This is a genomic window from Streptomyces speibonae, from assembly GCF_984686075.1.
The window spans coordinates 4052801-4075405 of record NZ_OZ480260.1 but is presented as its reverse complement, the minus strand read 5'-3'; the positions used below and the strand labels follow the sequence as shown (position 1 = coordinate 4075405).

Annotated in this window: 18 protein-coding genes; 6 read left to right on the top strand and 12 right to left on the bottom strand. The window is 71.0% G+C overall.

What is annotated here, in order from left to right; genetic code table 11:
• Window positions 1-74 precede the first annotated feature (74 nt).
• Window positions 75-2198, bottom strand: a complete 2124-nt coding sequence (locus AC5L3C_RS18380; RefSeq protein WP_493649941.1) for an ATP-binding SpoIIE family protein phosphatase — start codon at window positions 2196-2198, stop codon at window positions 75-77.
• Between the two features lie 156 nt (window positions 2199-2354).
• On the opposite strand from AC5L3C_RS18380, the gene aspS reads away from it, so the two are divergent.
• Window positions 2355-4118, top strand: a complete 1764-nt coding sequence (aspS, locus tag AC5L3C_RS18375) for an aspartate--tRNA ligase (protein ID WP_493649940.1) — start codon at window positions 2355-2357, stop codon at window positions 4116-4118.
• Window positions 4119-4233: 115 nt separating this feature from the next.
• On the opposite strand, the gene AC5L3C_RS18370 is transcribed toward aspS, so the two are convergent.
• The 5 genes from AC5L3C_RS18370 to AC5L3C_RS18350 form a co-directional block, all read right to left on the bottom strand.
• Window positions 4234-6366 (bottom strand): hypothetical protein, encoded by a 2133-nt coding sequence (locus AC5L3C_RS18370; protein WP_493649939.1) that lies wholly within the window; start codon window positions 6364-6366, stop codon window positions 4234-4236.
• A gap of 240 nt (window positions 6367-6606) precedes the next feature.
• Complete coding sequence (locus AC5L3C_RS18365) at window positions 6607-6972, bottom strand: PH domain-containing protein (RefSeq protein ID WP_493649938.1); 366 nt, start codon at window positions 6970-6972, stop codon at window positions 6607-6609.
• A gap of 176 nt (window positions 6973-7148) precedes the next feature.
• On the bottom strand, window positions 7149-8045 hold the full coding sequence (locus tag AC5L3C_RS18360; RefSeq protein WP_493649937.1) for an RpnC/YadD family protein: 897 nt from the start codon (window positions 8043-8045) through the stop codon (window positions 7149-7151).
• A 43-nt stretch (window positions 8046-8088) separates the two neighbouring features.
• Window positions 8089-8994: a helix-turn-helix domain-containing protein gene (locus tag AC5L3C_RS18355; protein ID WP_493649936.1), complete on the bottom strand. Its 906-nt coding sequence runs from the start codon at window positions 8992-8994 to the stop codon at window positions 8089-8091.
• A gap of 291 nt (window positions 8995-9285) precedes the next feature.
• Window positions 9286-9717 carry an ATP-binding protein gene (locus tag AC5L3C_RS18350; protein WP_493649935.1) on the bottom strand — a complete coding sequence of 144 codons (432 nt, stop codon included), beginning with the start codon at window positions 9715-9717 and terminating at the stop codon, window positions 9286-9288.
• A gap of 155 nt (window positions 9718-9872) precedes the next feature.
• Here AC5L3C_RS18350 and AC5L3C_RS18345 point away from each other — a divergent pair, with 155 nt between their 5' ends.
• Both AC5L3C_RS18345 and AC5L3C_RS18340 read left to right on the top strand, forming a co-directional pair.
• Window positions 9873-10754, top strand: a complete 882-nt coding sequence (locus AC5L3C_RS18345; RefSeq protein ID WP_493649934.1) for a helix-turn-helix domain-containing protein — start codon at window positions 9873-9875, stop codon at window positions 10752-10754.
• Window positions 10751-10960: a DUF397 domain-containing protein gene (locus AC5L3C_RS18340; protein WP_493649933.1), complete on the top strand. Its 210-nt coding sequence runs from the start codon at window positions 10751-10753 to the stop codon at window positions 10958-10960. Before AC5L3C_RS18345 ends, AC5L3C_RS18340 begins: the two co-directional genes overlap by 4 nt.
• 52 nt (window positions 10961-11012) lie before the next feature.
• On the opposite strand, the gene metG is transcribed toward AC5L3C_RS18340, so the two are convergent.
• On the bottom strand, window positions 11013-12629 hold the full coding sequence (gene metG / locus AC5L3C_RS18335) for a methionine--tRNA ligase (protein ID WP_493649932.1): 1617 nt from the start codon (window positions 12627-12629) through the stop codon (window positions 11013-11015).
• Window positions 12630-12740: 111 nt separating this feature from the next.
• Window positions 12741-14195 (bottom strand): VWA domain-containing protein, encoded by a 1455-nt coding sequence (locus AC5L3C_RS18330; protein ID WP_493649931.1) that lies wholly within the window; start codon window positions 14193-14195, stop codon window positions 12741-12743.
• 278 nt (window positions 14196-14473) lie between these two features.
• Here AC5L3C_RS18330 and AC5L3C_RS18325 point away from each other — a divergent pair, with 278 nt between their 5' ends.
• Window positions 14474-16570: a PhoX family protein gene (locus AC5L3C_RS18325; protein ID WP_493649930.1), complete on the top strand. Its 2097-nt coding sequence runs from the start codon at window positions 14474-14476 to the stop codon at window positions 16568-16570.
• Window positions 16571-16614: 44 nt separating this feature from the next.
• Here AC5L3C_RS18325 and AC5L3C_RS18320 read toward each other — a convergent pair whose 3' ends face one another.
• Entirely contained in the window at window positions 16615-17538 is a 924-nt protein-coding gene (locus AC5L3C_RS18320) for a LysR family transcriptional regulator (protein WP_493649929.1), read from the bottom strand.
• Window positions 17539-17738: 200 nt separating this feature from the next.
• On the opposite strand from AC5L3C_RS18320, the gene snpA reads away from it, so the two are divergent.
• Window positions 17739-18422 carry a snapalysin gene (snpA, locus tag AC5L3C_RS18315; RefSeq protein WP_493649928.1) on the top strand — a complete coding sequence of 228 codons (684 nt, stop codon included), beginning with the start codon at window positions 17739-17741 and terminating at the stop codon, window positions 18420-18422.
• Between the two features lie 176 nt (window positions 18423-18598).
• Here the strand turns inward: snpA and AC5L3C_RS18310 are convergent, their stop codons facing one another.
• The 3 genes from AC5L3C_RS18310 to AC5L3C_RS18300 all read right to left on the bottom strand — a co-directional run bounded on the left by AC5L3C_RS18310 (window position 18599) and on the right by AC5L3C_RS18300 (window position 21218).
• Complete coding sequence (locus AC5L3C_RS18310) at window positions 18599-19600, bottom strand: endonuclease/exonuclease/phosphatase family protein (RefSeq protein ID WP_493649927.1); 1002 nt, start codon at window positions 19598-19600, stop codon at window positions 18599-18601.
• Between the two features lie 44 nt (window positions 19601-19644).
• Window positions 19645-20568, bottom strand: a complete 924-nt coding sequence (locus AC5L3C_RS18305; protein ID WP_493649926.1) for a hypothetical protein — start codon at window positions 20566-20568, stop codon at window positions 19645-19647.
• 197 nt (window positions 20569-20765) lie between these two features.
• Window positions 20766-21218, bottom strand: coding sequence for a hypothetical protein (locus AC5L3C_RS18300; RefSeq protein ID WP_493649925.1), 453 nt, complete (start codon window positions 21216-21218; stop codon window positions 20766-20768).
• 129 nt (window positions 21219-21347) lie between these two features.
• Here AC5L3C_RS18300 and AC5L3C_RS18295 point away from each other — a divergent pair, with 129 nt between their 5' ends.
• Entirely contained in the window at window positions 21348-22559 is a 1212-nt protein-coding gene (locus AC5L3C_RS18295) for a PP2C family protein-serine/threonine phosphatase (protein WP_493649924.1), read from the top strand.
• The last annotated feature ends 46 nt before the right edge of the window (window positions 22560-22605 follow it).

Here is a 22605-nt window from a genome sequence, read left to right as displayed (position 1 = left end):
CCGCAGCGCACCGGCAGCGCCCCCGGCCGCCGGCGACCGGGGCGCGCGGACGGCACGGGACGGGCCCGCGTGTCTCAGCCGTGTCCCGAGCCGTCCTTCTCGTACAGCTCGAACCAGATGCACTTGCCCTCGCCGCGCGGGTCGACGCCCCAGGTGTGCGCGAGGAGTTCCACCAGGACCAGACCCCGGCCGGAGGACGCCAGCTCCCCCGGACTGCGCAGATGCGGCAGATCGTCGCCGACGTCGGTGACCTCCACGCGTATCCGGCGGCCGTCTCCCCCGGCGGTGACCTCGGCGAGCAGCAGGGCGTCGGTGTCGGTGTGCACGAGGACGTTGGTGAGCATCTCCGACAGCAGCAGCACCGCCGAGTCCACCTGGTCCGCCGAGGGCCAGTCGTGCAGCAGCTCGCGCAGCTGTTGCCGGGCCACGGCGACCCGCTCGGGCTCGGCCTGGGCCACGGTCAGCATCGTGCGGCGCACCGGCGGCCGTACCGTGTCGGACTCCGCGCCGCAGCCGCAGCCCTCGCCCTGCCGGGACAGCAGCAGCACGGCGATGTCGTCCTCGCGCCGGTCGGCCAGCGGTCCCGTGGTGTGGTGCGAGGAGGGGCCGTGCACCGCCTGGACCAGGGCGTCGGCCAGTTCCTCCTGGTTGCCCTTGTGCCCCTCGAGGATGGTGCGCAGCCGCTGCCAGCCGGTGTCCAGGTCGTGGCCGCCGGTCTCGATCAGCCCGTCCGTGCAGATCATCATCGTCTCGCCGGACTCCAGGACGATCCGCGTGGTCGGGTAGTCGGCGTCCGGGTCGATGCCGAGCGGCAGCCCGCCCGCCGTCGGCCGGGTCAGCACCGTCGCGTCGGCCATGCGGATCACCGGGTCCGGATGTCCGGCGCGGGCGATCTCCAGGACCCCGCTCGCGGGGTCGACCTCGGTGTACAGGCAGGTCGCGAAGCGCAGGTCGCTGGGGTCCGCCTCGCCGATGCCGTGCAGGAAGCGGGAGGCGCGGGCGAGTACGGCGTCCGGCCGGTGGCCCTCGGACGCGTACGCCCGCAGGGCTATCCGCAGCTGGCCCATCAGTCCCGCGGCCCGTACGTCGTGGCCCTGGACGTCGCCGATGACCATCGCGAACCGTTCGCTGGGCAGCGGGATGACGTCGTACCAGTCGCCGCCGACCTGGAGGCCGCCGCCGGTGGGGACGTAGCGGGCGGCGACGCTCATGCCCGGGATGCCCTTGCCGAGCTTCGGCATCATCGAGCGCTGAAGGCCGTCGGTCAGCGCCCGCTCGCTCTCGGCGGTGCCCGCGCGGGCCAGCGCCTGGGCCAGCATCCGGGCCACCGTGGTCAGCACCGACCGCTCGTCCGGGGTGAAGGCGACCGGGTAGGCGAAGGCCGCCAGCCAGGCTCCCATCGTGCGGCCGGCCACGGTCAGCGGCAGGAACGCCCAGGACCGGCGTCCGAAGCGCTGGGCGAGCGGCCAGGTGAGGGGGTAGCGGGACTTGTACTCCTCCGGGGAGGAGAGATAGACCGCGCGGCCCGTGCGCACCACCTCGGCGGCCGGGTAGTCCGTCTCCAGCGGCATGTAGGTGAAGGGGTTGTCGGCGCCGGGTTCGTGTCCGTGGTGGCCGATGATCGTGAGGTGGTCGCCCTCGACTCCGAAGACGGCCAGTCCGTCCGGTGAGAAGCCGGGCATCGACAGGTTGGCCGCGACCCGCAGCACCTCCTGCGTCGAGCGTGCCTCCGCCAGCGCGCGTCCCGCGTCCAGCAGGAACGCCTCCCGTGAGCGCCGCCAGTCCCCGGTGACCGCCCTGCGCCCGGCGGGCGTGCCCGGCATCGGCTCGGTGACCTCCTGGAGGGTGCCAGTCAGGACGTAGGCCTTGCGGACGCGGTCGAAGGAGGGCTTGGAGCGGCTGCGGACGACCCGGACCACCCGCTGCCGGTCGTCCATGATCCGGATGCGTACCTCGGCGAGGGTGCCCTCGGCGACGGCGAGCTGGATCACTCCCCTGATCTCGCTCCAGTCGACGGGGTGCAGCCGGGAGCGGATCTGCGCTTCGGTGAGGGTGGCCTGCTGGGCGGGCAGCCCCAGCAGCCGCGCCGCCACGGTGTCGACCGTGACCAGCCCGGCGGCGGTGTCCCAGTGCCACAGTCCGGTGTCGAGGGCGGCGAGGACGTCCCCCACGGCGGGCAGGGGCTCACCAGTGCGCATTGCACCACTTTATGAAGATGCTGCCGAAAAGTTCCACTGAAGGGCGGTGCCCGTCCGGGAGGCAATGGCGGAGAAGCGGGGCCGGCCCGGCCGGTAGGCTTGGGGGAGTTTCACGTGAAACACAGACCCCGATCCGCGAAGGCTGGATGAACGACGATGCATCGGTACAGGTCCCACACCTGCGGCGAGCTCCGCGCCTCTGACGTCGGCACCGACGTCCGGCTGAGTGGCTGGCTGCACAATCGGCGCGACCTGGGCGGCATCCTCTTCATCGATCTGCGCGATCACTACGGCATCACGCAGCTCGTGGCGCGACCGGGCACGGAGGCGTACGAGGCGCTGGACAAGCTCTCCAAGGAGACCGTGGTCCGCGTCGACGGCCAGGTCGTCTCCCGCGGCACGGAGAACATCAACCCCGAGCTGCCGACCGGTGAGGTCGAGGTGGAGGTGGGCGAGGTCGAGGTGCTCGGCGCGGCCGCTCCGCTCCCCTTCACCATCAACACCGAGGACGGTGTCAACGAGGAGCGGCGTCTGGAGTACCGCTTCCTGGACCTGCGCCGCGAGCGCATGCACCGCAACATCCTGCTGCGTACGTCGGTGATCTCGGCGATCCGCCACAAGATGACGGCGCTGGGCTTCAACGAGATGGCGACGCCGATCCTGAGCGCCACCTCTCCCGAGGGCGCCCGTGACTTCGTGGTCCCGTCCCGGCTGCACCCCGGCAAGTTCTACGCGCTGCCGCAGGCGCCGCAGCAGTTCAAGCAGCTGCTGATGATCTCCGGCTTCGACCGCTACTTCCAGATCGCGCCCTGCTTCCGCGACGAGGACGCCCGCGCGGACCGCTCGCCGGGCGAGTTCTACCAGCTCGACATCGAGATGAGCTTCGTCGAGCAGGAGGACGTCTTCCAGCCGGTCGAGAAGCTGATGACCGCGCTGTTCGAGGAGTTCGGCAACGGCCGGCACGTGACGTCGCCGTTCCCGCGCATCCCGTTCCGCGAGGCGATGCTGAAGTACGGCTCCGACAAGCCGGACCTGCGCGCGCTGCTGGAGCTCGTCGACATCACCGACGTCTTCGAGGGCTCGGAGTTCAAGGCGTTCGCCGGCAAGCACGTGCGGGCGCTGCCGGTGCCGGCGGTCCAGGACCAGCCGCGGAAGTTCTTCGACCAGCTCGGGGACTACGCCGTCTCGCTGGGCGCGAAGGGCCTGGCCTGGGTCCGTGTGGCCGAGGACGGCTCGCTGACCGGCCCGATCGCGAAGTTCCTCACCGAGGACAACGTGGCCGAGCTGACCAAGCGGCTCTCGCTCGCCCCCGGCCACGCGGTGTTCTTCGGCGCGGGCGAGTTCGACGAGGTCTCGAAGATCATGGGCGCGGTGCGGGTCGAGGCCGCCAAGCGCGCCGGCCACTTCGAGGAGAACGTCTTCCGCTTCTGCTGGATCGTCGACTTCCCGATGTACGAGAAGGACGAGGAGACCGGCGCGATCGACTTCTCGCACAACCCCTTCTCGATGCCGCAGGGCGGCCTGGAGGCCCTGGAGACCCAGGACCCGCTGGACATCCTCGGGTGGCAGTACGACATCGTCTGCAACGGCGTCGAGCTGTCCTCCGGCGCGATCCGGAACCACGAGCCGGAGATCATGCTCAAGGCGTTCGAGATCGCGGGCTACGACCGTGAGACCGTCGAGGACAAGTTCGCCGGCATGCTCCGCGCGTTCCGCTTCGGCGCCCCGCCGCACGGCGGCATCGCCCCCGGCGTCGACCGCATCGTCATGCTCCTCGCCGACGAGCCCAACATCCGCGAGACCATCGCCTTCCCGCTCAACGGCAACGCCCAGGACCTGATGATGGGCGCCCCGACCGAGCTGGAGGAGCCCCGCCTGAAGGAACTCCACCTCGCGGTACGCAAGCCGCAGCCGAAGTAGCGGCGACGACGGTGAGGGCCCGGAACCGGCACAGGTTCGAGGCCCTCACCGTCCCGCGGACGGGCCGGGCCCTGTACGCGTCCGGGAGCGGACACCGCGTGAAACGGTGTCGGCACTAGGGCTCGTTGGGCGGAGGCTTGCGGGCCCACTCCGGGTCGGCCACGGCGGGTGAGCGGGCCAGGTCCTCGCAGAGCCACGTGTAGTCGGTGAGTGCCGCCTGGAGGGTCAGCGCCGCGTTCCGGCGCGCGACCGCCCTCTCCTCGGGACCGGAGAGAAACATCCAGCCGGTGCCCTGGGCCGCCGCGTCCACCTTCTCGCTCAGGACGTGGTACCGGGCCGCCAGCTTGCTGCTGCCGTCGGCCGCCGTGAGGTCGTGCTGTTTCACCGCCTCGCCCAGTCCGGCCAGATCACCGCGGAGCGCGGCGATGGTCGCCCGCATCTCACCCAGCAGCTTGCCGGGGCGGTAGTCGTCCAGGCCCGCGCCACGGTCCAGCATGTTGTAGTCGACACCGAAGTTCGATGCCATGTCGAGTGTCTCGTGCAGGGTGTGGTAGGCCATCTTCGACGTGTGGTCGTAATTGATGCGCCAAAAGGCGAACAGGGCCCAGGCCATGGCCCCCAGCTCCCTGCTGGTGCCGCCCGCCTCGGCACCGAGGTGGAGCATGCGGGCCGCGGTGTGGGACGACCCGGACCACACCGGCACGTTGTGCTGCCGGGCGAGGCGGGTGGTGGGGTCGTTCTCGACACGCGTGGGGAGTATCTCCCCGTCCAGGCGTGGGTGCCGCACTCCGCGACTCGACGTCGCCCCCGTCCGCCGACCGGTGGCAGGGTCGATCTCGTTGGTGTGTTGTGTCCGGTTCCGACCGGGGACACCGAGAAGGCGCGAACCCGCGGTTTCCAGGCTGCGGGGAGGCTTCAGATACTCCTGCAGGTCGTGCAGTACGGCGAGCTTGTCCATCTGGCCGTACTTCTCCGGGCGCTTGATGACAGCCATCATGTCCGTGCCGATCCGGGTGGCCGGGCCCCGCCCCTTCCTCGCCATCTTCGCGGTGTTGACCCGGTAGGTCCCTAATTGGCGGGCGCGGCCGGCGTCGTCATACACCCGGCTGGTCCGCAGTTCCCGCAACAGGGCCACCCGCCGGCCGGGGTCGTTGAGCAGGTCCGGATGCTCGTCGAGCCAGCCCCCGATCTTCACCAGAAGCGCGTCGAGGTGGCGGTCGATGTCGGAGGACTTCTGAACCTGCTCGGCCCATGCGCGTTCGTCGTGGCGCCCCGGCTTCTGTTTCACCCAGCCCAGCAGGCCTTCGTAGAGCTCCTCCGCGTTGACATAGGCACGAGACTGCTGTTTGCGGCCCCGCGGGTGGCTCTTGGCCGTGGCCGGATCCGGGCTGACCGCGCCCACGCCGCGGTCGTCCACCCACTTGTCCAGTTGCCTGCGCATCTGCTCGCGGTAGGTTTCGAACTCCTCCCGTGCCGAGTCCGTCCGCCGCTCGCCGACCGCGACGACGGAGTTCCACAGCGAGTCCGCGGTCCGCTCGTGCGCGGACTGCCTCGGATCGTTGGAGTACACCCGCTTCCCGACCATCACGAGCCGCTGCACCGGCACGGCGACGTCACCGGACGTCAGTGCTCGGTGCACCGCGGAGTTGCCGGCTGCTCTTTGCAGGGCAAGGAGGCGAGGAGCGGTACTCCCGGGAGCGACGGGCGAACGCTGACCGGCGGGCAGGGCATGGGGTGTGCCCTCCTGGCGACCAGGACCGGATCTGTCGGCATGCAAGGCAGTCACGCTCCGCTGAGGCGATCGTTTGCACACACTTACCGCCGTCCGGCAGGCCCGTGCAGGTACGCGCGGGCGTCCAGGGGGGCAATCCCTGAGCGTTGTCGGGGCAAGACGTCCCCTCATACCCGTCTCACACCACGTCGAGCTGTGCACGAGGGCCGAGAGCGCCGCCAGGGCCGGCTGCTGGGCCACCACCGTCTCGTCGGTGACCTCCGGGACCGTCTGCGGGCCCAGCACGAACGGCCGGGTGGCCTGCGTCGTCCACGAGTACACGGTGCAGGTGAAGGGGCCCGTTGCCCAAGCCGCGGTGGACCGGTCCCGGCAGACGACGACCAGCAGGACGGGCAGGTCGTACTTGGCGTGCAGGTAGGAGACGTAGTACGCCCCGTTCCTCGCCTTGTCGGGGTCCTTCTTCGTCTGGGCTTCCACGGCCAGGACGAAGTGCTCTCCCATGTCGGGCTCGAACATGAGGACCGTGTCCGCGCGGCGCTTCCACCGGCCGGATTTCGGTGACATCCGGCGAGAGCTCGTGGAAGTCCGTCTTCGCGGGTGGCGGCAGCCCCAGTGCCTCGAAGACGGGTGCCAGGGCCTCCGGGTGTTCCTGGAAGAGCCGGTGGGAGGCCTCGTGTGTTGCTGTGACCATGTGCACCAGACTGGTGCGCTCGTGGCCTATGCGTCCGGCATATGTGGGATGTTCGCCCGATCGGGTCAGCGAGCTACGAACTGGGTCAGGATGGCCTGGACCTCGTAGATGTCGACGCCCTTGGTGAAGGTCTTCTCGATGGGGGTCTGGGAGCCGGAGAGCCAGATCTTCAGTTCGGCGTCGAGGTCGAAGTGGCCGGCTGTTTCCACGGCGAAGTGCGTGATGCTGCGGTACGGGATCGAGTGGTACTCGGTCTTCTTGCCGGTGATGCCCTGCTTGTCGACCATGATCAGACGGCGGTCGGTGAACAGGATGGTGTCGCGGATCAGCAGGTAGGCCGCGTGGATCTGCTCGCCGTGGCCGAGCAGACGCGCGTAATCGTGCTGCGCCTGGGCCGGGTCGATGCTGTGCGCGTTGCCGAAGAGTGCCATGGAACGAATCCCCCCACGTGAGCTGAGGCGGCCGGATGTCGGGCGCCTTGTCGCGATCGTCGCAAAACAGAGGGGCCCGGGAGAAGATCCGTTCCTCTCCCGGGCCCCTGCTGTAGCGAGCGCGTTACGCGGCGGGCTCCTCCTCAAGACACGGGACGATCGCCACGGCCCCTGCTCTATTCGTCTTCGAAGATCTCTTCGGCCGTCGGGGCCGTGACGGCCCGCCGGTGCCAGTGGCGCAGGATCTCGAGGTCGTCGCAGCCGGTGACGCGTTCACGGACGGCTTCGGGGATGCCGATGCCGCGTACTTCCAGGATGTCGAGGACGTCCTCGGCAGCACGCTGAGCTCGCCCCTCAGCTCGCCCCTCGGCTCGGCCCTCGTTGCGGATTTCCTCGGAGAGGTCGGACTTGTAAAAGGAGAGGTCCACGGCCACCAGTTTCCTCCACAGTTGTGCTGCCGGGTGCTTGCCCAGGCCTTGTGCGACGAGTTCGATGATCGGGGCGGCGATGTCCTGCGGCGTGTCCCGCAGGACGGTCGTCATGGATTTCAGTATGGCCCCGGCGTCCGGATGCGTGGCATGGGTGATCGCGGACAGCGTGGCGAGGGCCAGGTCTTTGCGGACTTCGGCCGGGTTGGTGAGCACCGGCATGTTCTGCGGTCCCGCGACCAGCGGCCGCAGGGTCAGCAACGGCCACTGACGCGGGCCGAAGCTGACTTCGCGTGCGGCCCATTCTGCCGTGGCGCGGTCCTGGCAGACGACCAGCAGCAGCGGCTGGAGCCGGTACTTGTTGAGGACGTAGGAGGCGTAGTACGCCCAGCTGGCGGGCTTGTCGGGGCTCTTCCCGCTCTGGGCCTCGACCGCGAGGAGCAGCGGCTCACCGTCCTCCGGGTCCAGCCGCAGAAGGGTGTCCACGCGGCGTTCCACGGGGCTGGTCTCGGTGAGGTCGTTGGGCAGGACGGTGATCGAGGTGGGCCTGGGGAAGTCGATGCCGAGCACCTCGGACACTCCGGAGAAGAGGTCCGGGTACTGCTGGAAGATGCGGTGCATCGCCTCGTGGGGCGAACTGACCATGGGGATTCCTGTGCGGTGAAGGGGCGGAGGGACGGGGACCTCGTCAGGCGGGTGTGAGTGGCGGTTGTCGGAGGGCGAGGCAGCCCGGGCAGTGGTGGGGGTCGGGGCCGCGGTAGCCGTGGTCGCAGGTGTCGCAGTTGCGGAGGGGGTGCTGGACGGGCGGGGGCTGTTCGGGGGCGCGGTAGGGCGGGAGGGGCGGGAGTTTGGCCGTCAGGCGGTGGGCCAGGAAGGCGGCGGGCCGGATCAGGGGCTCCAGCGGCAGGTCCCCGGCCAGGGCCTTGCTCACGGCGATGGGGGTCAGGCCGCGCTCCAGCCAGGCGACGACGCCCGGCGCGAGGTGTTCGGCGTCGGTGGCGGAGAGCAGCAGTCGGGGGTCTTCGCGGCGCAGGCCGGCGAGGACGTCGGCGGCCGCCCGGAGGAGGTCGGGGGACGTGTGGCCGGGCTTCGGTACGGCGGGGAGAGCGCGACGGCGTGGGGGTTCCTGCTGCGGGGCGGTGGCTGTGCGGCGGGCCGGAGGGGTGGGCCTCTCGTTCGTTCCGGACGCGGTGTCGCGTCGGCCGGGCTGGTTGCATGAGACGGTGCGGGTGACGAGGCGGCCGGTCGGGGTGCGTTCGCGGGTGCGGCGCAGGTAGCCGTGGGTCTCCAGTTCGCGCAGGGCGGCGGCGATCCGGGTCGGGCCCTCGGGGAAGCGGGCGGCGAGGGTCTTGATGTCGACGGGGGTGCCGGTGGGGAGGGACTGGATGTGGCACGCCAGTCCGATCGCCAGCAGGGAGAGGTCCGGGTGCTGGGTGAGGTGGTTGCCGATCACCGTGAAGCGGGTGGTGTGGCGGGTGTTGTCGTGGGTGACGCCGCCAGGGCGCCGCTTCGTTCGAGGGTGCCCGGAGGGGTGGTTTTTCCCGCTGTCACGGGACTGGGCGTGCGGGGGCACGCTAGTGTTTCGGATGTCCATCGGGAAGCCCTAACTTCCTTGGTGGTCAGGCCCTCGCAACGGGACGTCACTCCCGGCGGGGGCCGTTTGCGTGTCTGGGGCTGTGTGCCGTGCTGCGCCGAGCGTAGGGCAGGCAACCTGTGGCATATCCACTCCAGTTGGTGATATTCACCCACGCGAGTGAGCATGCGCCGTGGGCGGGAGGGGTGGGGCTTGGCAGGGTTTCTTTCTCTCCCGTGGTCCTTGGGAAAGACGGCCGACGGCACCGGAACACACGCGGCGGGGTTCCGGTGCCGGTGTCGTTTCCGCTGGTCAGTGTGGTGGCAGATCGAGTTCCGCCCATACGGTCTTGCGGGGGACCGGTCCGAGGGCCACGCCCCAGCGGTCGGCGAGGGCCTCGACGAGGAGCAGGCCGCGTCCGGACTCCTCGTCAGGGGCGGGCACGCGGCGGTGCGGGAGGGCGTCACCTCGGGTGTCCGTGACCTCGATGCGCAGGATCGCGCCGTCGGTCTGGAGGGCGAGACGGAAGTCGCGTCCGGTGAGCCGGCCGTGGGTGGCCGCGTTGGCGGCGAGTTCGGCGACGAGGTGTTCGGCGGCCTCGGTGGTGCGGTGGGGCAGGTCCCGGTCGCGCGTCCAGTCCGTGGCGAGCAACCGGGCGAGGCGGGCACTGCGGGGTGTGGGTGACAGGAGCACGCTGAAGTGGTCGGCGGGTGACAGAAGTTGGGTGGTCTTTTCGCTGTTCACGTGACCGAGCGTGGCCGTACGCGCTTACCGTGAATAGTGACAGCGCCGATACGTAGGGTGACTGTCGGAGCTTGTCGGCCGCTGTCCGGACCGTCGGAAACCGGCCTGCGAGTCCGGGCGTTGAACAGCACGGCGGTACGACGGAGGGGTGCGGCATGTCGGTGGACGGCGAGGCGGTACGGCTGCGGACCGGCGCCGAGGAGGACGAGCCGGGGTGGGAGGTGGACCCGGAGGACGAGTGGGGCATGGCCGTACTCGCCACGGTGGGGCGTCAGTTGAGGCTGCGGCGGGAGGCCGTGGGGATGCGGGTCGCCGACTTCGCGGCGGCGGTCAAGTACGGGGACGACCTCGTCTACAAGATTGAGGGCGGGAAGCGGATTCCCCGACAGGAGTATCTGGCCAAGGCCGACAAGGTGTTGGGCGCGGGTGGGCTCATCGCGGCGGCTTGGGAGGACGTGAGGAAGGTCCGGTATCCGAAGAGTGTGCGGGCGCTGGGCAAGCTGGAGGCGCAGGCGGTCGAGGCGGCGCTGTACAGCAACCACAACATCCACGGTTTGTTGCAGACCGAGGAGCACATGCGGGCGCTCTTCGAAGCGTGGCTTCCTGCCTACTCGGATGAGGAAACGGAGCGCATGGTGGCCGCGCGGATGGCCCGTCGTTCGATCTTCGAGCGGTCACCGGCGCCGACGTTGAGTTTTGTCCAGGAAGAGGTGACGCTGCGGCGCCCGGTCGGGGGCAGAATGGTGTGGCGGCGGCAACTCGAACGCCTGTTGGAGCTCGGGCGGTTGCGGAACGTCTCGATTCAGGTGATGCCGACTGACTGCGAGGATCACTTCGGCACGGGCGGGCTGATCGAGGTGCTCAAGTTTCCGGACGGCACTGCGGTGGGTCGCTCCGAGGGCGCGTTCAGCGGTCGCCCGGTGTCCGAGCCGAAGCAGCTCAGGATCCTTGAACTGCGCTATGGAATGATCCGGGCGCAGGCTCTCACGCCCCGAGAGTCGCGGGCCCTCATCGAGCAGATGCTTGGAGAGACATGATCGGCACCTCCACCGGCCACGACGCTTCTGCACTGGTCTGGTTCAAGAGCAGCTACAGCAGCAGCGGCGACGGCAACGACTGCATCGAGATTGCTACGCCCCCCGACGTGGTGCACGTCCGCGATTCCAAGCACATAGGTGGTCCTCAGCTCGTGCTGACGCGCCACGCGTGGGCGGACTTCGTGGCGCACGCGTCGGGAAGCTGAGCGAGGCCCGGAAACACGGCGTTTCCGGGCCTCTGGACGTCCGCGACGCGTCCTACGCGGTCGGCTTCTCCTCGAGACGGGGGAAGAGGACCGCGCCCTTGGTGATCGTGGAGCCGGCAGGGAGGAGGCCCCAGGTGGCGGACTCCTGGACCTTCTGGTCGGCGAGCGGGCCGAGGCCCGCCTCCGCGCCGAGGGAGTCCCAGAGCTTCCGGGAGGTGTCCGGCATGATCGGGTTGAGCAGGACCGCCACCGCGCGGAGCGACTCCGCGGCCGTGTAGAGGATCGTCGCCAGGCGGGCCCTGCCCTCCTGCGAATCGTCCTTCGCGACCTTCCACGGCTCCTGCTCCGTGATGTAGCCGTTGACCTGCTTCACGAAGTCGAACACCGCCAGGATGCCGCCCTGGAAGTCCAGCTCGTCGCCGACGCGGCGGTCCGCCTCCGTGACCGCCTTCGCCAGGCCGTCGTGGATCGCCTTCTCCGCCTCGCCGTCGGCCGTCGCGGCCGGCAGCTCGCTGCCGAAGTACTTGTTGACCATGGCCGCCACGCGGGAGGCGAGGTTGCCGTAGTCGTTCGCCAGCTCGCTGGTGTAGCGGGCCGAGAAGTCCTCCCAGGAGAAGCTGCCGTCCTGGCCGAAGGCGATCGCCCGCAGGAAGTACCAGCGGTACGCGTCCACGCCGAAGTGCGAGGTCAGGTCCTGCGGCTTGATGCCGGTCAGGTTGGACTTGCTCATCTTCTCGCCGCCGACCATCAGCCAGCCGTTCGCGGCGATCTTCCCGGGCAGCGGGAGACCCTGCGCCATCAGCATGGCCGGCCAGATGATCGCGTGGAAGCGGAGGATGTCCTTGCCGACCAGGTGCACGTCGGCCGGGAACGTCGACTCGAACTTCTCCGGGTTCTCGTTGTAACCGACCGCCGTGGCGTAGTTCAGCAGCGCGTCGATCCACACGTAGATCACGTGCTTGTCGTCCCACGGGACCGGCACGCCCCAGTCGAACGTCGAGCGGGAGATGGACAGGTCCTGAAGGCCCTGGCGGACGAAGTTCACGACCTCGTTGCGCGCGGACTCGGGCTGGATGAAGCCCGGGTTGGCCTCGTAGTGCGCGAGCAGCCGGTCGGTGTACTCGCTGAGCTTGAAGAAGTAGTTCTCCTCGCTGAGGATCTCCACCGGCTTCTTGTGGATCGGGCACAGCTTCTGGCCCTCGTACTCCCCCTCGCCGTCGATCAGCTCACCGGGGAGTTTGTACTCCTCGCAGCCCACGCAGTACGGGCCCTCGTAGCCGCCCTTGTAGATCTCGCCCTTGTCGTACAGGTCCTGCACGAACTCCTGGACGCGGTCGGTGTGCCGCTTCTGCGTGGTGCGGATGAAGTCGTCGTTCGCGATCTCGAGGTGCTCCCACAGGGGCTTCCAGGCCTCCGTGACGAGCTTGTCGGCCCAGGCCTGCGGGGTGACCCCGTTCGCCTCGGCCGTGCGCATGATCTTCTGACCGTGCTCGTCCGTGCCGGTGAGGTACCACACCTTCTCGCCGCGCTGGCGGTGCCAGCGGGTGAGCACGTCGCCTGCGACGGTCGTATAGGCGTGGCCCAGGTGAGGAGCGTCGTTGACGTAGTAGATGGGGGTCGAGACGTAGTACGCCTTCGCCCCCTGCTTCTCTGATCCAGTGGCCGCCATGGTCGAAATCCTACTGGGCCCGCGGAGATCGACTCACACGCGTTTCGGGGCGGGCGGCCGTCCGGCCGGGGCGGGTGTCCACTACGGCCGTCCGCCCGCCCCGGGCGGGGGTTACGGGCGCCAGGAGGCCAGGACGCCCTCGTACAGCTCCTTGTCCGTGAGCTCGCGGGGGGTGGGGCCCGCGTGGAAGAAGGACGTGTTCTCCGTCTTCAGCTTGCGGAGGTAGTCGAAGGCCTTGTTGTCGTGCTCCCCGAAGGCGACGAAGGAGAAGAACACGTGGGGGTGGTTCTTCGCCGCGTCGGTGAGGGCCTGGGTGGCGGGGGTCTTGGCGTCGGGGGCGCCGTCGGTCTGGAAGACCACCAGGGCGGGAGTGCCGGCCGGCTCCTTCGCGTGCTGCGCGAGGACCGCCTCGACGGCGGCGTGGTAGCTGGTACGGCCCATGCGGCCGAGCCCGGCGTGCAGCTCGTCGATCTTGTTCTCGTGGTCGGTGAGGGTCAGCTCACCGGTGCCGTCGAGTTCGGTGGAGAAGAACGTGACGTGGAGGGTGGCCTCGGTGTCGACGTGGGCGGCGAGGGCGAGGGTCTGCTCGGCGAGGGCCTGGGCGGAGCCGTCCTTGTAGTACGGGCGCATGCTCGCGGAGCGGTCGAGGACGAGGTAGATCTTGGCGCGGGTGCCGGTGAGGTCGTGCTTCTTGAGGGTGGCGCCGGCGGCCTTGTAGGCGGTGGTGAGGGTGGTGTTGCGGAGTTTTGTGGCGGGCGTCGCGGGGGTGGCGGGGGTGGCTGGTTCGGCCTCGCCTTCGGCTTCGGCCCGGGTTTCGTTCCCACCCGCACCACCCGTGCTGCTCTCGTTGTCGGGTGCGGGTGGCCCCTGTGGGGCCTGCTCGCCGTCGGCGGCTGCGGGGGAGTCCTCGGTGGGGGAGGGCTCCGGTTCCGGCTCCGCCTCCGGAGCGGGCTCGGGGGCCTCTGCCTCGGCCTTGGGCTCCGGCTCCGCCTCGGTCTTTGCCTCCGGCTCCGGCTCCGGCTCCGCCTCGGTCTTTGCCTCCGGCTCCGGCTCGGGCTCCGGCTCGGGCTCCGCCTCGGTCTTTGCCTCCGGCTTGGCCTCGGGCTCCGGTTCCGGTTCGGGTTCCGGCTTTGTCTCGGGCTTCGGCTCCGCCTCCGGGGCGAGCTGGGAGGCGGCCTCTGCTTCGGCCTCGGCCTTGGCCTCGGGGGCTGCCTCGGTCTTGGCTGTCGGCTTGGGCTCCGGGGCGGGCTCCGTCTTGGGCTCCGGGGCGTCCGAGGGGCCCTGGGCGGGGACCGTGATGTTGTCGAATGCGGCGCTGACGAGGTCGTGCTCGTCGTCGCGCGGTTCCGGGACCGACGCCGTGGTCTGCTCCGGAGCCGGTTCCGGGGAGGGGGACGGAATCGTCGGGGACGCCGGTGTGCTCGCGGTGGGTTCCGGGGCCGGTTCGGACGCCGTCGGAGCGGCCGTTTCCGTCGCCTCGGCGGCCGGTGCCGCACCCTCCGCTTCAGCGGTCCTCGCTTTGCGTGACCGTCCGAACGCGTTCCGCAGGAGAGTGAGAATGCCCATGTGAGCAACCCTTCGCGTGAGTTTATGCCCGTCAAACCCTGGCCAGGACGGACACGTAAGGTTAACGGCCCGCAAGGGCGATCTTGGGCAGGGTTGGGTTTGCGGAATCGTATATGTCAAGGGGGCGATCCGGCCCCCCGGGACGGTGATTCGCAGTCACCCGCTCACCTTCCCGAACGCTGCCGCGGGTTCACTCACCGTTCATCCGGGCGCCCGGCTACCGCACATATGTGCCCCTACGGTCTCGCTGACACCACGGGCATCCAAGGAGGAACCACGTGCGAAAGCTGCTGCCGTTGATCGGAACTCCGTCCGATTCCCATCCTGGCGGCCGGTCCGCCCTGACTTGTCGTTTCCGGTGTGGTGACGCCTGCTTCCACGAGGTGCCCAACACCAGCTCCAACGAGTACGTCGGCGACGTCATCGCCGGTGCCCTCAGCCGCCGCTCCATGATGCGCGCCGCCGCGGTCGTCACCGTCGCCGCGGCGGGCGCCGGAGCGGCCGGTGTCGTGGCGGCTCCCGAGGCGCAGGCCGCGGCGGCCGCCACCCGCCACGGGCACGGGCACGGGCACGGTCACCACCCTCACCCACGCAAGAGCGCCCGCGGTCTGCGGTTCACTCCCGTCGCGCCGAACACCGACGACGCCGTCACGGTGCCGGAGGGCTACCGGCAGAACGTCGTCATCCGCTGGGGCGAGCCCATCCTGCGCGGTGCGCCCGCCTTCGACCCCGAGCGGCAGAGCGCCCGTGCGCAGGCCGGACAGTTCGGGTACAACTGCGACTTCCTCGCGCTGCTGCCGCTGCGCGGCGAGCGCGGCCGGCAGCTGCTCGTCGCCAACCACGAGTACACCGACGAGATCCTGATGTTCCGGGACTACGACCCGGAGAACCCGACCCGCGAGCAGGTGGAGATCGCCTGGGCCGCGCACGGGCTCGCCGTCGTCGCCGTCGAGGAGGAGCGGCGCAGCGGCAGGCTGACGCCCGTGCGCCGGCACCACCTCAACCGGCGGCTCACCGCCACCTCCGAGTTCCGGCTCACCGGCCCCGTCGCCGGGTCCGACCTGGTGAAGACCTCCGCCGACCCGAGCGGCACCAGGGTGCTCGGCACCCTCAACAACTGCGCCGGCGGCACCACGCCCTGGGGCACGACCCTGCACGGCGAGGAGAACTTCAACCAGTATTTCGCCCACGGCAGCAGCGCGACCGACAAGCGGTACGGCATCGGCGGCGGAGCCACCGAGCGCAAGTGGGAGAGGTTCGACAAGCGCTTCGACCTCGCCCAGGAGCCGAACGAGGCGCACCGCTTCGGCTACGTCGTCGAGCTCGACCCGTACGACCCCCACTCCACCCCGCGCAAGCGCACCGCGCTCGGCCGGTTCAAGCACGAGGGCGCGACCGTGCGGCTCACGCACGACGGGCGTCCGGTCGTCTACACCGGCGACGACGAGCGGTTCGACTACTTCTACAAGTTCGTCGGCAGCAAGCGGATGCGGCACGGAAACAGCCGCTGGGCGCGCGAGCACAACCTCTCGCTGCTCGACGAGGGCACGCTGTACGTCGCCAAGCTGACCGGTGACTCGCCCGCCATGGAGATCGACGGGACGGGCCGGCTGCCCGAGGACGGCGAGTTCGACGGCGGCGGACGGTGGATCCCGCTGGCCACCGCCACCGCCGACGGTGCGATCTCGCACGTCGAGGGCATGACCGCCGAGGAGGTCTTCGTCTTCACGCGCCTCGCCGGTGACAAGGTGGGCGCCACCAAGATGGACCGGCCCGAGGACATCGAGCCCAACCCGGTCACCGGCAAGGTGTACCTCGCCCTCACCAACAACTCCAACCGGGGCAGGGAGGGCAACCCCGCCGCCGACGAGGCCAACCCGCGCAACGCCAACAAGCACGGCCACGTGCTGGAGCTGACCGAGCGCCGGAACCGGCCGGACAGCACCACCTTCGCCTGGTCGCTGTTCCTGGTCGCGGGTGACCCGGAGGACCCGGCGACGTACTTCGCCGGATTCCCCAAGGACTCCGTCAGCCCGATCTCGTGCCCGGACAACGTCGCCTTCGACGACCACGGCAACCTGTGGATCTCCACCGACGGCAGCGCCCTCGGATCGCACGACGGCCTCTTCGGCGTTGCCACGCGCGGCCACCGGCGCGGTGAGCTGAAGCAGTTCCTCACTGTGCCGAACGGCGCGGAGACCTGCGGCCCGGTCATCCAGGACCGGCGGGTCCTGGTCGCCGTACAGCACCCGGGCGAGGTGGACGGCGCGACCGTCGACAACCCGGGGAGCGCCTGGCCCGACGGGCCCGGTACGTACGTCCGGCCCGCCGTGGTCGCGGTGTGGCGCGCGGACGGGCGGGACATCGGGGTCTGACACCGGCCGTTCCGGTGAGGGGGCGGCTGGGGGGCCGGGCTCGGTCAGGGGCCGGGTACCAGTTCCTCCAGCCACTCCCGGTAGGCCGGTGCCTGGAGCGCCACCTCCCGGTAGGCGTCGGCCAGGTCGGGATAGACCCCCTCCAGCTCCGTCTCCGTACGGGCCGCCAGCAGCAGCCGTACGCCGAGCGGATCGCCGTACAGGCGGCGGACGGCCGTCTCGGGGCGGGAGGGCGACGTCGGCTGGCACACGGTGACGACCTCGCCGGTGGCGACCAGCGACGCGGCGGTGTGGTAGTCGCCGTGCAGCACGCGCGGGCTGATTCCGGCGGCGCGCAGCATCCGGCGTACGGCGTCCCACTCGCCGTCGACCGTCGGGTCGATCATCCAGCGGTCGCCGGCCAGGTCGGACAGGTGGACGACCGGGTGCGCGGCGGCCGGATGGTCGGCCGGCAGGGACACGAACTGGGGCTCGCGCTCGATGAGGACCCGGGTGCGCAGGCCCTCCGGGACGCGCAGCGGGCAGCCCTCCACCTCGTGCACGAACGCGACGTCGAGCTGTCCGTCGGCGACCATGCGCAGCAGGGCGTTGGGGGAGACGTCCATGTGGAGGGTGGGTTCCTGCCAGTGCCGGCGCAGTCGGCGCAGCCAGCCGGCCAGCGCCCGGCTGGCGGTGGAGCCGATACGCAGCTGGCGGCCACCGACGGCGGCCGCCCGGGCCTCGGTGACCAGGGAGCGCAGCTCGGTGACGAGCGGACGGGCGCGGCTGAGCACCAGCCGGCCCAGTGGGGTGGGGCGGCAGCCGGTGCGTGCGCGTACGAACAGGGCACCGCCCAGCTCCTGTTCGATGCGCCGCAACTGCGTGCTCAACGAGGGCTGGGCCACGCCGAGTTGGCGCGCGGCGCGGTGGAGACTGCCGGTGTCGGCAATCGCGCACAGCGCCCTGAGGTGCCTGACCTCGAGCTCCATGCCCTGGGAGGGTAAGGCGGAAGTTCACGTTTCACCAGACATACAAATCCCGTCCGTTCAGGCGGAGTCGGGCGGGCGCGGCGGTTGGCCGAAGTGCGCCGATAGCACGGTCCTATCACCGGTTGCCATCATCACAGCCGCCGTACGGGCGCGGACACTCACCGGTGACACGTGACTCACCCCCACCGAAGGAGTCATCGATGCGCATGCGCATGCCCATGTCCGTTCTCACCGCCGCGGGGCTGAGCCTCACGGCCCTCGGCCTCGGCACCGCTCCCGCCACGGCGGCCCCCGCCCCCCTCGACCACGGTGCGTCCGCCTCGATCGCCGCGTACGACGGTTCGTCCGAAGAAGCGGCGGCGAACCGTGCGTTCTTCGAGGCCGTGCTGAAGTCGGCGGCCGAGAAGCGGGCCGCGAACCCGTCGAGCGCGGCGGCCGTCACCGTCGTCTACAACGCCTCCAGGGCGCCCTCGTTCGCCTCGCAGATATCCCGCAGCGCGCAGATATGGAACAGCTCGGTCTCGAACGTCAGACTCCAGGCCGGCACGTCGGGCGCGGACTTCTCGTACTACGAGGGCAACGACTCGCGCGGTTCGTACGCGTCGACGGACGGTCACGGCCGGGGGTACATCTTCCTCGACTACCGGCAGAACCAGGTCTACGACTCCACGCGCGTGACCGCGCACGAGACGGGGCACGTGCTCGGGCTGCCGGACCATTACTCCGGGCCGTGCAGTGAGCTGATGTCCGGGGGCGGGCCCGGTCCTTCCTGCACGAACCCGTACCCGAACTCCGCGGAGCGGTCGCGGGTGAACCAGCTGTGGGCGAATGGGTTTGCCGCGGCGTTGGACAAGGCGGAGAAGGCGTTGCAGAAGTCGCGGTAACCGGTAGCCGCCCGGCGTTGGGGTGGCCGGGGGGTGTTGCGCAGCCCGGCGATAGCGGGGTGCCTCCCCCACTCTCGGCTTCGCTCGAGCGGGAGGTACCCCCACCGCCCACCCGTGCCGCCCTGGGGGCACCTCCCAGGCCCTTGAGGCACTGGGGGAGGCACGATTGCCCGCAGCTACGTGGCGTGCAGGGTCAGGTTCACTATGAGGGCTTCGTGGTCGGTGTTTCGGAGGCTGAGGAAGCGGGCTTTTTCGGCTGTGAAGTTCTTTGAGACCAGGACGTGGTCGATCTGGGCGCCGAATGCGGGGGTGGTCCGTGACGGCCAGGTCGGGGTGCGGTCCGCGCCGTCGAGCCGGGCCGCGTCGCGCAGACCGGTGTCGAGGATGCGGCGGAACGCCGCGTGGTCCTGGGAGGCGTTGAAGTCGCCGGCGAGCACCGTCGGGGTGTCCTGATCGGCGGCGGCCGCGTCCCGCAGCCGGCCGAGCTCCCGCTGCCACAGCGGCACCTGGTCGGGCAGCGGCGGCATGGGATGGGCGAGCTGGAGCCGTACGGCGTGCCCGTCGACGTCGGCCACGGCGCCCGGCATGCCCATGGTGCCGCGCACGCCGTCGGTGGGCTCGAGCGGGAAGCGGCTGAGGATGACGGAGCCCTCGGAGCCGCCGCCCGCCACGGCCTGCCGGTGCGGGTAGTCCTTCGCGAGCTCCCGCTTCAGGGCCGCGTCACAGCGGTACTCGCACTCCTGGACGAACACGATGTCCGGCTTCTCGCGGCGCACCGTCTCGATCAGCGCGTCGGCGGCCCGCCCGAACTCCACGTTGGAGGTCAGCACCCGCAGCTCGGCGACGGGGCGGCCCGAGGGGTCGACGTTCTTCCCGTACGGCTCGATGAACCACGCCAGCAGGCCGAGGAGGATCACGCCCCACACCGCACCGGTCCACCAGCGGGCGAGCAGGGTGAACAGCAGGCCGGCGGCGGTGGGGACGAGCAGCCAGGGCAGGAAGGCGAGGAGCTGGGGCACGGGGGTGATGCCGTCGGTGTCCGCGGTGCGGCAGCCGACGACCACGCTCACCCCGGCGAACAGCAGCGCCGCACACCAGGAGCCGAACCGTCGCCCTCCCCCGCCGCGCGGTCCCGCTCCGTCCCCGGTGACCGTCGGGCCGGCAGTCGCAGTCTCCAACGTCCAGGCCCTCCGCTCGCGGTCGCGCTGACACGCATACTTCCTCAAAGACGCGGCAGCGTGGCGGGCGGTTGCCGGGACGGGCCGTCCGGGGCGGCGTGGGCGGTCGGCGACCCGGGGCGGCGACGGGTGCCGTAGCGGCCCGTCAGCCAGGAGAGCAGGGCCACCGTCAGACCCACCGCGAGCAGGAGCCAGGCGGCGGTGCGCAGGGTGGCGGTGAGGGCGTCGTAGATCGCGCCCGCCGCCGGGCGGTGGTCGCGGTCGGGCAGGTCGGCCAGGGTGAGCCGGCGGCCGATGGCGACCGCCAGCACGAGCAGGGCGCCGCCGAGCGCCGTGCCCAGCCCGGTGGCCGTGAGCGCACGGCGCCGGCAGGCGGCGACGGCGATCCCGGTGACGGCGAGGACGACGGTCGCGAGCGGCAGCCAGAAGGCGGCGGCGTGCAGCACCTGGTACCCCTTCCGGAGTCCGGCCACCTCCTCGGCCGGCACCACCGCGACCTCGGTGTGCTCGACGGGGATGCGGTGGGCGTAGGGCATGTGGTCGGCGGCGAGGCGCTCGCGCAGCTGCGCGGTGACCGGTGCGAGGTCCACGGTGACGGGGCCCCGGACGGCCGTGTCGTCGCGCAGGGCGTGCAGGACCGCGTCGTGGACGGCCCTGTTCCCCGTCTCCCACGCGGCGCGGAACGCCGGTGTGCCGGTGAAGGAGTGGACGGCGTCCCGGATGAAGGGGGCGAGGACGGAGCTCTGCGCGCCCTGGGCCTCCGGGGCCAGCTTCCGCAGGACCTCCTCCTCCACGGTGTCCGCCACGGCGGTGCGTACGGCCGGGTCGGCGGCCAGGGGGGCCATCGTGTCGACGTAGCGGGTGGTGTCCGTCAGGGCGAGGGTGGCCCAGGCGGCGAGGGCGGTGCAGGGGGTGAGGAGGCAGGCGAGGGCCACGAGGGCGGCGGACAGGGAGTTGCGGAGGCGCACGGTTCCAGGCAAGGGGGTGGGGGTGCCGTGCGCCAGTGCTGCGCGGGCGTACGGGTGAGGGCGGAGCTGGGGCTGGGCGGGGGGAAAAAAATCGCAGCCCGGCGACAGCGGGGCGCCGCCGCCTGCGCCCACCCGTGCCGCCCTGGGGGCACCTCCCAGGCCTTTAAGGCACTGGGGGAGGCACGACTGCCCGCAGGCTAGGTGATGCGGTGGCCCTCCGCGTCCTCGTGGGTGTAGAAGCGGTAGAACATCGTGGCGAAGACGCCCGCCGCGACCGCCAGGGACAGCGCCGCGGAGCGCAGCACACTCCCGCCGGACTGGCTGAACAGGAAGCCCACCGCCGCGCCGCTGAAGACCGCCCACACCACCGCGTGCAGCTCCCGGCGGAGTTTCGGGGCGAGGACGAGCAGCGCCATGAGGACCACGGCGAACACCAGCGCGGTCAGGAAGCCGAACAGGAGGTTCCAGCCGGTGATGGGACCGCCGTAGCGCCGGTTGGCCGCCGCCCAGTAGCCGTACACCAGCCCGAGGAGGACGGGCATCACGACCAGCGCCGCCCTGTGGGCCCGTGGGCTGAGGACGTCCGTCGTGCTGCCCCGTTCGCCGCCCCGCTCGATCGCCTTACGGGCCCGGGGTGCCGCATGCGCCATGAGAGCACTCCTCTCTCCTCGCCCCCGCCTCCCAGGGCACACCCACCGCGCCCCCCTGGCAAGTCGGCCGCACGGACCCGTAGCCCGGGACCGGATGCGGGGCGTGCGGCCCCGTGTTTCGCTGGGGCCGTGAGTTCGGGGAGCGGGGGCCACGGCCTGCACGACCGGTACCCGCCGGCCGGCCGTCGAGACGTGGTGCACGGGCAGGAGGTGCTGCGGGTGCGGGGCCGCAGTGTCGCCTGGGTGCCGCCGCTGCTGCTGCTCACGGCGATCGCCGTGGCCGACCGCAACACCACGGGCGAGTTCCGGATCCTCTCCTGGATCGTGCTGGTGCCGGGCATCGCCGCCGCGATCTGCGGCGTGTGGGGAACGGCCCTGTTCGCCGTGGCGTCGATGGGCGTCTACACCCTGGTGGACAGCGCCTGGCCGCACCAGTACCAGGCGGGGCTGCCGGACTTCATCCTCGTCGCCCTCGGCGGCGTCCTGGCCACCCTGGCGTGCATCGTGCGGGTGCGCGGTGAGCGGCGTGCGCTGCACATGCGGGACGTCACCGACACCATCCGGCGTACCGTGCTGCGCCCGCTGCCCCGCGGCTGGGGCGGTCTGGACCATGCGGAGCTGTACCTCCCCGCGGACACCGAGGCGCGGGTCGGCGGCGACTTCTACGACATCCAGCCGGGTCCGCACGGCACCCGCGTCTTCGTCGGCGACGTGCAGGGCAAGGGGCTGACGGCGGTGGAGACGGCGGCCGTGCTGCTCGGCACGTTCCGGGAGGCAGGTTACGACGAGCGGGAGCTGACGGCCGTGGCCGACCGTCTGGAGACCCGGATGCGGCGGCACCGCGAGTACACCACCGCCATCGGCCGGGCCGACGGCGACCGGTTCGCCACCGCCGTGCTGCTCGGCTTCCCCGCGGACCGGGACGACGTCGTGGACACCATCGTCTTCGGGCACGAACCGCCGCTGGCCGTCGGCCCCGACGGCGTACGCGCCGTCCCGGTCGCCGGGGGGCTGCCGCTCGGCTACCGCGACCTGGCACCCGGGCGGCCCAGCATGTGCCGGCTGCCGCTGGAGAGCGACGAGACGCTGCTGGTGGTCACCGACGGGGTGACCGAGGCGCGGGACGCCGAGGGGCGCTTCTACCCGCTGGCCGACCAGGTGCGGCGGGCCGTGGCGAGGGATCCGCGGCTCGCCGCACCGGCACGGCTCGTCTCCTTCGTACGGGACGGCACGCTGCGGCACTCCGGGGGGCGTCTGGCCGACGACACCACCGCGTTCGCGGTGCGGCGGACCGGGGTGCCGGTGGGCGAAGGCCACGAAGGGGGACGTTCGCCGTACTGACCGCACCCTGTGCGGCGGCAGCGGTTACCGTGCTGCGTAGATGATC

Excerpts from the sequence above, each read along its gene's own strand:
- AC5L3C_RS18380 (WP_493649941.1), bottom strand. The coding sequence starts at position 2,198 with ATGCGCACTGGTGAGCCCCTGCCCGCCGTGGGGGACGTCCTCGCCGCC.
- aspS (WP_493649940.1), top strand. The coding sequence starts at position 2,355 with ATGCATCGGTACAGGTCCCACACCTGCGGCGAGCTCCGCGCCTCTGAC.
- AC5L3C_RS18370 (WP_493649939.1), bottom strand. The coding sequence starts at position 6,366 with ATGTTCGAGCCCGACATGGGAGAGCACTTCGTCCTGGCCGTGGAAGCC.
- AC5L3C_RS18365 (WP_493649938.1), bottom strand. The coding sequence starts at position 6,972 with ATGGCACTCTTCGGCAACGCGCACAGCATCGACCCGGCCCAGGCGCAG.
- AC5L3C_RS18360 (WP_493649937.1), bottom strand. The coding sequence starts at position 8,045 with ATGGTCAGTTCGCCCCACGAGGCGATGCACCGCATCTTCCAGCAGTAC.
- AC5L3C_RS18355 (WP_493649936.1), bottom strand. The coding sequence starts at position 8,994 with ATGGACATCCGAAACACTAGCGTGCCCCCGCACGCCCAGTCCCGTGAC.
- AC5L3C_RS18345 (WP_493649934.1), top strand. The coding sequence starts at position 9,873 with ATGTCGGTGGACGGCGAGGCGGTACGGCTGCGGACCGGCGCCGAGGAG.
- AC5L3C_RS18340 (WP_493649933.1), top strand. The coding sequence starts at position 10,751 with ATGATCGGCACCTCCACCGGCCACGACGCTTCTGCACTGGTCTGGTTC.
- metG (WP_493649932.1), bottom strand. The coding sequence starts at position 12,629 with ATGGCGGCCACTGGATCAGAGAAGCAGGGGGCGAAGGCGTACTACGTC.
- AC5L3C_RS18330 (WP_493649931.1), bottom strand. The coding sequence starts at position 14,195 with ATGGGCATTCTCACTCTCCTGCGGAACGCGTTCGGACGGTCACGCAAA.
- AC5L3C_RS18320 (WP_493649929.1), bottom strand. The coding sequence starts at position 17,538 with ATGGAGCTCGAGGTCAGGCACCTCAGGGCGCTGTGCGCGATTGCCGAC.
- snpA (WP_493649928.1), top strand. The coding sequence starts at position 17,739 with ATGCGCATGCGCATGCCCATGTCCGTTCTCACCGCCGCGGGGCTGAGC.
- AC5L3C_RS18300 (WP_493649925.1), bottom strand. The coding sequence starts at position 21,218 with ATGGCGCATGCGGCACCCCGGGCCCGTAAGGCGATCGAGCGGGGCGGC.